The organism is Gordonia hirsuta DSM 44140 = NBRC 16056 (genome assembly GCF_000333015.1).
Classification (GTDB): domain Bacteria; phylum Actinomycetota; class Actinomycetes; order Mycobacteriales; family Mycobacteriaceae; genus Gordonia; species Gordonia hirsuta.
Genome location: NZ_BANT01000027.1, coordinates 76656 through 84503, shown reverse-complemented (window position 1 = coordinate 84503; position 7848 = coordinate 76656). Strand labels below are relative to the sequence as shown.

Sequence of the window (7848 nt, the reverse complement as noted above, 5' to 3'; positions counted from 1 at the left end):
GCGGACCCCTCCGGATCCCGACGACGAGCACCGGCTCGGCCCGACCCGCCTGCGCGACATGCTCGCGGTCGCCGTGGTCGCCGGCGCCCTGATGTTCGTGCTGGCGCGCTACCACTACGGCAAATTCCCGACGCTGCCGTGGATCGCCGGTGTGATGCTGTACGTCCTCGCGGTCCTGCTGGTGGTGATCGCCTTCCTGGTGCGCGCCCGCGTGAGTGCCGGGAAAGTGGGTCCGGGCCCGGGGCAACTGCACCCGATCAACGTGGCCCGGTCGGTGGCGCTGGCCAAGGCCTCGGCGCTGCTGGGGGCGATCGCCGCAGGCGGCTGGGCCGGTCTGCTGATCTTCCTGCTGGGCAACCGCCGCCTGGACGTGGCGGTCTCCGACACCCCGGCCGCCGTGATCGGGGCGATCGGCGGAATCCTGCTGGTTGCGGCGGCACTGTGGCTGGAGCACTGCTGCCGTGCGCCCGACGACCCCGAAGCCGACGCGACCGCGTCGGCGGACCCGGCCTGACCGGCGGTCATACCGACTCTCCGGTGACCGCTGCCCGGCCGAGGAGTCACCGCCAGGTAAATTGGCGGCCATGACCCGCCCCGATCGCGCCAGCCGGCCCACCCGTCGACCGCCGCGTCGCACCACCGCGCCGTCCACCGGCGCGCAGGATCCGCAGACCGGGGAGCAGACCGCGCCGGCCCAGGCTTCGACCGGTTCGCCCGCACAGTGGCTGATCGGACTGTTCATCGTGCTGGCCCTGGTCGCCAGCCTGATCATGGTGCTGCGCGACGACATCTCGATGGCCGCATCTCTGGCCGTGATCGCCGCCCTGTGGGCCGCGGTGATCGGTGCGGTGCTGGTGACCAAGTACCGGCGCCAGGCCGATATCGCCGAGCACCGCAGCCGCGATCTGCGCCTGGTGTACGAGCTGCAGCTCGAACGCGAGATCGCCGCGCGCCGCCAGTACGAGTCCGAGGTGGAGACGGCGATCCGTCACGAACTGGCCGAGGAGACCAACGAGGAGTTCGAGGCCCTCAAAGCGCAGGTGCTCGCACTGCGCGCCAGCCTGGAACAGCTGCTGGGCAACCCACTGCCGGATGTGCCGCTGGCCTTGCGTCCGGAACGACGCCGCGAACTCGGCGCGGGTTTGAGCGGCGCCAGCTACGTTCCGGCCGCCGACGACCGTGTGGCCGCCGACCTCGACTTCGAGACCACGGCGCCGCCGGCCGACCCCGGCCGCCACGGTCCGGGCCCCGAGGTCGTCGCCGAGACGGAGGTCGGCGCCGGGGACGTCGAGATGACCGAGATCATTCCGGTGGTCACCGACGAGACCCACGACGACGAGCAGGTGTACGCCGAGGAGGAGTACACCGGGGAGCAGTACGTCGACGCGGAGTACACCGAGGTCGCCGAAGCCGACTACAGCAGCCCCGACTACAGCAGTAGCGCCTACGCCGGGGCCGGTTACGCAGCCTCCGGGTACCGGGAGCAGTCGGGCCATGGTGAACAGTCCGACTACGGTGAACAGTCCGACTACGGTGAACAGTCCAACTACGGCGAACAGTCCGGTTACGGGAGCCACACCGGATACGGTGACCCCCGGTACGGGGCAGCCGCCTACGGCGAAAGCCAGTACGGATCACCCCAGTACGGATCGGCGCCGCATCCGGAGGCGGCATCGGCGGCCGACTATGCCCCACCGAGCTATGAGCACGGCTCCTACGGCGACGGCTATCCGGTACCTGGTTTCGCCGACGGCCGCGGCGAGCAGTCGCCGGTACCGCCTGTGCCGGAGGTGCCGCCGATGCCTCAGCGCGGGCGGCGTGCCGCCGACGACGGTGCCCACAGCGAGGGGCAGCCGGCGTCGGAACTTCTTGATCGGCTCCGGCGTAGCGCCGGCCAGAGTTCGGGTCGTCGCCGCCGCGACTGACCGTCCGGCCCATCGGCCGCAGCCACCCGGGGACCGAACGTCACACGTTCGGTCCCCGGCGCGTTTCGCCACCTGTTTTCCCAGTTCGTGGGCCGGAAAATTCCGGACCGGAATTTTTGTTATCGCGTTGACCTGCAGGTATGCCGAAAACATGGCCGAGTGGTTGCGGGGATCCTCCTAGCGTGTTGAACGGCGCTGCGAAGTGCCGGAAGACATGGTTTATTCGATTTGAGGAGCTCGTTATGAAGCGCCGTTTCACTGTTCTGGCCGCCGTCGTCGGCGTGCTGTCGCTGTCTGGCCTGTTCGCGGGGCCGGCCCAGGCCGCTGTGCATCAGACCCGGGAAGGGCTGGCGATCGAGCTGACCGCGGCGCAGCAGTCCGTCCGCAAGATCGCACCGCTGGACTCCTCGCTCACCTCCGGTGAGGCGCTGGTGTCGTCGAACGTGCACGCAGCGGTGAAGAACATCGGTGACAAGAAGGTCCGGGCGACGCTGGAGCTGGGGTACCAGGTGGGCTACCCCGTCTCGGTGGCGCCGACCGGGGTGAAGATCACCGCGCATACGCCGGAACTGAAACTGACCAGCGGGGTGAACGCCAAGTTCAAGCCCGAGGCCAATATCTCCGGCACCGGCGGTGGCGGAGAGGTCGGTGAGGTCGGTGCCTCGCTGGGCGCCGAGGCGACGGTGATTCCGTCGGCCGATCTGGAATTCGAGGTCGGCGCCGGCAAGATCACGACCGTCACCCTCGCCGAGATCGCCCTGACCAAACCCGTCGCCGACATCGTGCTGTCGGGTGTGAACCTGAACGTCACCAATGCGCTCGGCCCGATCTCGGTGCGGCCGTTCGCCAAGATCTCGGTCAGCTCCGAGTCCGGCGTGTACGTCTACTACGCCTACGGGGCCACCACGCGGATCTGATCGCCCCGTACGGCACGGGTGATTCCTCTGGCCGCAGAGTGCCAGAGAGCTACGAGAGGAACGACATGACACGGCAGCAGCCGGCGGGTGGGCGATTCGCCGCTGCCGCGGGTGTCCTCGCCGCCGTCGTGGCAGCCAGCTTGCTGGCGCTGGTGCTGGTCGTCGTGCCGTTCCTGTTCCTGGGCGGGATCGTGTTGATCGCGCTGATCGTGGTGCGGCTGGACAGAGGCGGAGAGGCGTCGAACGGGCGCGGATGGGTGATGGTGGCCGTGCTCATGATCCTGACCGTCGGGTCGGGTCTGGGGATGGTCAACACGCTGCTGCTCACCCCAGCGCCGCTCACGCAGGTCGAGCAGGTCCACCGGAGCGGTGCCGCCGCAGCCTGCGGCCAGACGGTGACCGAGTGCGACCGCCGCCCGGTCGGTGACGGGGCGTGCCGATGAGTACGACCGGAGACGAGGCGGCGGGTCGTCGCATAGCGATCCGGGTGGCACTGCTGCTGGTGGTGATCGGGGCCTGGGTGTGGGCGGTGGCGGCTTCACCGCGGCCGGCCTCCGACCCCACCGCCGCGGCCTCGGTCTCCGCAGCTGCGGGCCGACTTCAGCTCGACGCCTTCAGCGGACGCAGCGTCGCCGAGGTGCTGCACATCGTCGGCGGTGTGCGCGGGAGCAACCTGGACCGGCCCCTGGAAACGGTCGGGCTGGTGGATCTGCACAACCCGGACCGGCCCCGGGATGTGGTCACCTCGGGGCTGCTGGTGGTGGTCAACGCGCTCCTCGACTACACCGCGGGCGGATCGGGCTATGCGCTGGACCTGGGGGTGGTGGACCGGGCGGTGATGCACGGCTACCGCGCGGGCATCGAGGCCCGCCGGACCGGCCGGGCCGATTGGGGCCTGCCCGGCGACATCGTGCTGGTCGAGGCGCTCGGGCGCGATCCGGCGCGCGCGCCCGAGCAGATTCCGGCGCTGCTGCAGACTCCGCGCTGAGCCGCCGGTCGGTGGGCGCCCCGCGGTCGGGGCGGGGCGTCCACCCGCCGGCGTCTCACGATCTGCCTCGCACCGCCTGCGATCACCCCCGCCGGCGGTGGTCCGGGCAGCGTTCCGCCGATGTGAGGTCTGCCTCAATCCTGCTGCCGGGCGTGACCGGTCGGCGGCGTCGTTCCTATCCTGACGCGAGTGCGGGCCCCGCCGCCGGGGCGGGGCCGCCGGGGCGGCAGGCGGACGATGACCTTCTCAACGGAGCTGCGGGGGCTGTGGTCCGCTGCCGGCGATCCGACGCTGAAGAAGGTTGCCGAGGCGGTCGCCGAGCGCGGGCACGCCGCCGGCATCACGGTGCCCCGCAGTTTCCTGGCCCGGCTCAGCGACTGGCGCAACGGCCGCCACCTGCCCCGCGAATTCGACGGCGTGCTGCTGCTGACCGTCGCCGAACTGCTCGATCGGGCCCGGGCCCGTGGCGATCTGGGCGACGTTCCCGGCCGCATGGAGCAATGGGAGGCGTTGTGGCGACAGGAACGGCTCGACGCCGCCGAGCGCGAGATCGCCTCCCCGTATCCGGGGTTGGCGGCCTACGGCCCCGACGCTGCCGACCGCTTCTTCGGCCGCGACCGGCAGATCGCCGCGGTCACGGCCCTGGTCGACGATGCATTCGCCGCAGGCGGGGGTCTGGTGGCACTGGTCGGTGTCTCCGGATCGGGGAAGTCGTCCCTGCTGGCTGCCGGGGTCTGCCCGCAGATGCGGGCGCGCGGAGTGCGGGTGGTCGCGGTGACCCCGGGCACTGCCCCGCAGCGGGAACTGGCACAGGCGCTGGCGCGCGAGGGAGCCGAACATCCGGACGGGCCGACGCTGATCGTGATCGACCAGGCCGAGGAGTTGTTCACCGTCGCCGACCGGACGCAGACGACGTCGTTCCTGGCGGACCTGGCCGACCGCACCGCACCTGACGCCGTCACCCCCGACGGCACCACCCCCGGCGGCGCCCACCCGACCGTGGTGCTGCTGGGTCTGCGCGCAGACTTCCTGGCCGAGTGGGTGACCTATCCGCAGCTGCTCGAGGCGATGAACGAGCGCACCTATCTGCTGGGACCGATGACTCGGGAGGAACTCGGCGAGGTGATCACCCGGCCCGCCCAGAGTGTCGGGGTGCGCCTGGATCCGGGCCTGGAGGAGCGGATACTGGCCGAGTTCGGCGGCCCGCACCTGGAGGACTACGACGCCGGTGCCTTGCCGCTGCTCAATCATGCGCTGGCGACACTGTGGGGCCATCGCACCGGCAACCGGTTGACCCTGGCGGCCCTGGACGGTGCCGGGGGTGTGTTCGGGGCGCTGGACGAGACCGCCGAACAGCTCTGGTCGGGGATGACCGGTGCGGTCCAGCGCGAGGCCAAACGACTGCTGCTGCGCCTGGTGCACGTGGACGAGACGGGTCGCCGGACCCGCATGCTGCGCACCCGGGCCGACCTGCTGCACGGCGATCAGGCGCAGCGGGCGGCCCGCGAGAGCGCCCTGGACGCGCTGCTGAACGCCCGGCTGCTGATGATCGACGGCGAGGACCGGATCTCGTTCACCCACGAGATCCTCATGCGCGCCTGGCGGCGGCTGCGCGACTGGATCGAGGAGAACCGCGCCGATCTGCTGGCCCGACAGCAACTGGAGGCAGCGGCCGAGGCCTGGGCCGACGCCGACCGCGACCGCAGCCTGCTGATGCGGGGGGCGAGTCTGCAGCGCGCCCGCCAGGCCGCCTCGACCGGTGAAGTCTCCGCCGAGGCCACCGCCTTCGTCGCCGCCGCGGACCGGGGTGAGTTCCGGGCCGCCCGTCGCCGCCGGATCGGCGTCGGAGCACTGGCCCTGGCGACCGTGGTGGGGCTGCTGCTGAGCGTGATCGCCTACCAGTCGCGCACCGAGGCGGTGCACCAGCGCACGACCGCCGAACTCAGCCGGCTGCTGGCCGAAGCCGACCGGCTGCGGGCCTCCGACCCCACCGCCGCGGCCCGGCTCACCCAACTGGTCATGCAGCAGGATCCGTCGGCGGTCAACCAGTCCCGGCTCGTGGCCACCGGGAATCTGCCGCTGGCGGTGAGCGTGCAGACCGGCGGCGGAGCGGTGTACACCGTCGACATCAGCCCCGACGGCAGCCGGGTGGCCGGGACCGGCTCCGACGGTGCGGCCCGGATCTGGCAGCTCGACCGCCCCGACGCCCGACCCCAGGTCCTGTCCGGACATTCGAGCTTCGTCACCGGCGTCTTCTGGTCCCCCGACGGGGCCGCACTGGCCACCACCTCCGACGACGGCACCGCCCGGATCTGGCCGCAGCCCGGCTCGGATCGCACCCCGACCACGCTGCGCGGCCACGACGGCCGGGTGGTGTACGCCGCCTGGGCGCCGGACGGCCGCCGCCTGGCGACCGCGGGGATGGACGGCACCGTCCGGGTGTGGGACACCGCGAGCGGGCGGGAACTGGCACAGCTGACCGGCCACGGTCAAGACGTGCGTGCGGTGGCCTGGAGTCCGGACGGCAGCCTGATCGCCAGCGGCGGAGCCGACCGCACCGCCCGCCTGTGGGACGCCGAGGCCTACACCCCGCGCGGGGTGATCGACGGCTACCGGGACACCGTGCACGCCCTGGACTTCCGGCCGGACGGACAGATCCTGGCCACCGGCTCCGATGACACCTCGGTGCAGCTGTGGGATGTGCGCGATCCGGCCCGGCCCGCCCGGATCGGCATCCCGATCACCGCGCACACCGCACCGGTCTGGTCGGTGGCCTTCGCCCCGGACGGCCGCGAACTGGTCACCGCATCCCTGGACGGCACCGCCCGGGTGTGGAGCGTCGCGCAGCCGCAGGTGCCGGTGCAACTGGGCGGCACGCTCGACGGTGCGGGCAGTTCGCTGTTCTCGGTGGCCTTCGCCCCCGACGGACGGCGCGTGGCCACCTCCGGTGCCGACGGGCGGATCCTGCTCTGGGATCTGCCGGGCACCGTCCTGCCCGGGCACACCGGGCGGGTGATCGCTCCGGCGGTGGTCGGCCGCACCATGGTGACCGCCGGTTCGGGGGGCACGGTGCTGCTGTGGGATCTGGCCGATCGCACCCGGCCACGGCTGCTGGCCGACACCCACACCGCCGGGAACGCCCGCATCGACCAGGTGTCCCTATCGGCCGACGGCGGTCTGGTGGCCGCGGCCACCGCCGCTAACACCGTGCAGGTGTGGCCGGTGACGGAGGGGCGCTTCGGCAAGGCCGTCGAACTGACCGTGGACACCCTGGACCAGCAGCGGGCCGTCTTCGCGCCCACCGGGAGCCTGCTGCTGACCGGTGCCCGTGACGATTCCTTCCAGCTGTGGCGGGTCGCCCCGTCGGGAGAGGCCCGGCCGATCGGGCCGCCGCTGATCCACGGTGATCCCGGCAGCTGGGCGACGGCGGCGGCCTGGTCGCCGGACGGTCGCCGTGTGGTGACCGGCGGTGCCGACGGGCAGCTGGTGATCTGGGCGGTGGACCCGTCGTCGGGGGCGCGGCGCCTGGGCACCGCGACCACCGAACCGGCTGCCGGGATCAACGCCCTGGCCTGGGCCGGCGATATCGTCGCCGCCGGCGGCGAGGGCGGTCTGCTGTCGCTGTGGCGGATCGCCGGCGGGCGGCCCGAACCGCTGGCCACCCGCACCCAGCCCCGCGGCGGCACGGTGCGCTCGCTCTCGTTCGCCGACGACGGCACCCGCCTGATCTCGGTCGGCGACGGCCAGACGCTGGCGGTCTGGAACACCGCCGACCCGGCCGATCCGCGGTTGTGGGGCGAGCCGATCGGTCCCGCCGCGGCCGGGCGCTGGTTCGGGACCCTCACCGGTGACGGCGAGGCCGCGGTGATCAGCGGCGACAACGGATCGTTGGCCGTGGTCATCCTGGATCCGGCCTACGCCGACGGCCGGATCGACGCGTCCTCCCGGCCGCTGACCGCCGAGCAGAAGACCCGCTTCGGCGTGCGGTGAAGCCGATCACACCCGGTCTTTCAGGGGT

Annotated in this window: 6 protein-coding genes; all 6 read left to right on the top strand. The window is 72.1% G+C overall.

All coding sequences use genetic code 11. The annotated features are described in order from the left end of the window. Positions 1-514 (top strand): DUF3180 domain-containing protein (locus GOHSU_RS10660; RefSeq protein ID WP_005941077.1); only part of this gene is annotated, 514 nt, incomplete at its 5' end. 70 nt (positions 515-584) lie between these two features. Beyond that, on the top strand, positions 585-1925 hold the full coding sequence (locus GOHSU_RS10655; RefSeq protein ID WP_005941075.1) for a DUF6779 domain-containing protein: 1341 nt from the start codon (positions 585-587) through the stop codon (positions 1923-1925). A 242-nt stretch (positions 1926-2167) separates the two neighbouring features. After that, a complete protein-coding gene (locus tag GOHSU_RS10650; protein ID WP_005941073.1) occupies positions 2168-2842 on the top strand; it encodes an MspA family porin in 675 nt (224 codons plus the stop codon). Between the two features lie 65 nt (positions 2843-2907). After that, on the top strand, positions 2908-3285 hold the full coding sequence (locus GOHSU_RS10645; RefSeq protein WP_005941071.1) for a hypothetical protein: 378 nt from the start codon (positions 2908-2910) through the stop codon (positions 3283-3285). Beyond that, positions 3282-3830: a hypothetical protein gene (locus GOHSU_RS10640; protein WP_155821145.1), complete on the top strand. Its 549-nt coding sequence runs from the start codon at positions 3282-3284 to the stop codon at positions 3828-3830. Before GOHSU_RS10645 ends, GOHSU_RS10640 begins: the two co-directional genes overlap by 4 nt. A 237-nt stretch (positions 3831-4067) precedes the next feature. Then, positions 4068-7820, top strand: a complete 3753-nt coding sequence (locus GOHSU_RS10635) for an nSTAND1 domain-containing NTPase (RefSeq protein ID WP_005941067.1) — start codon at positions 4068-4070, stop codon at positions 7818-7820. Positions 7821-7848: the final 28 nt, after the last annotated feature.

What these genes read in the sequence shown, in the direction of transcription:
- GOHSU_RS10655 (WP_005941075.1), top strand. Translation starts at nt 585, where the DNA reads ATGACCCGCCCCGATCGCGCCAGCCGGCCCACCCGTCGACCGCCGCGT.
- GOHSU_RS10650 (WP_005941073.1), top strand. Translation starts at nt 2,168, where the DNA reads ATGAAGCGCCGTTTCACTGTTCTGGCCGCCGTCGTCGGCGTGCTGTCG.
- GOHSU_RS10645 (WP_005941071.1), top strand. Translation starts at nt 2,908, where the DNA reads ATGACACGGCAGCAGCCGGCGGGTGGGCGATTCGCCGCTGCCGCGGGT.
- GOHSU_RS10640 (WP_155821145.1), top strand. Translation starts at nt 3,282, where the DNA reads ATGAGTACGACCGGAGACGAGGCGGCGGGTCGTCGCATAGCGATCCGG.
- GOHSU_RS10635 (WP_005941067.1), top strand. Translation starts at nt 4,068, where the DNA reads ATGACCTTCTCAACGGAGCTGCGGGGGCTGTGGTCCGCTGCCGGCGAT.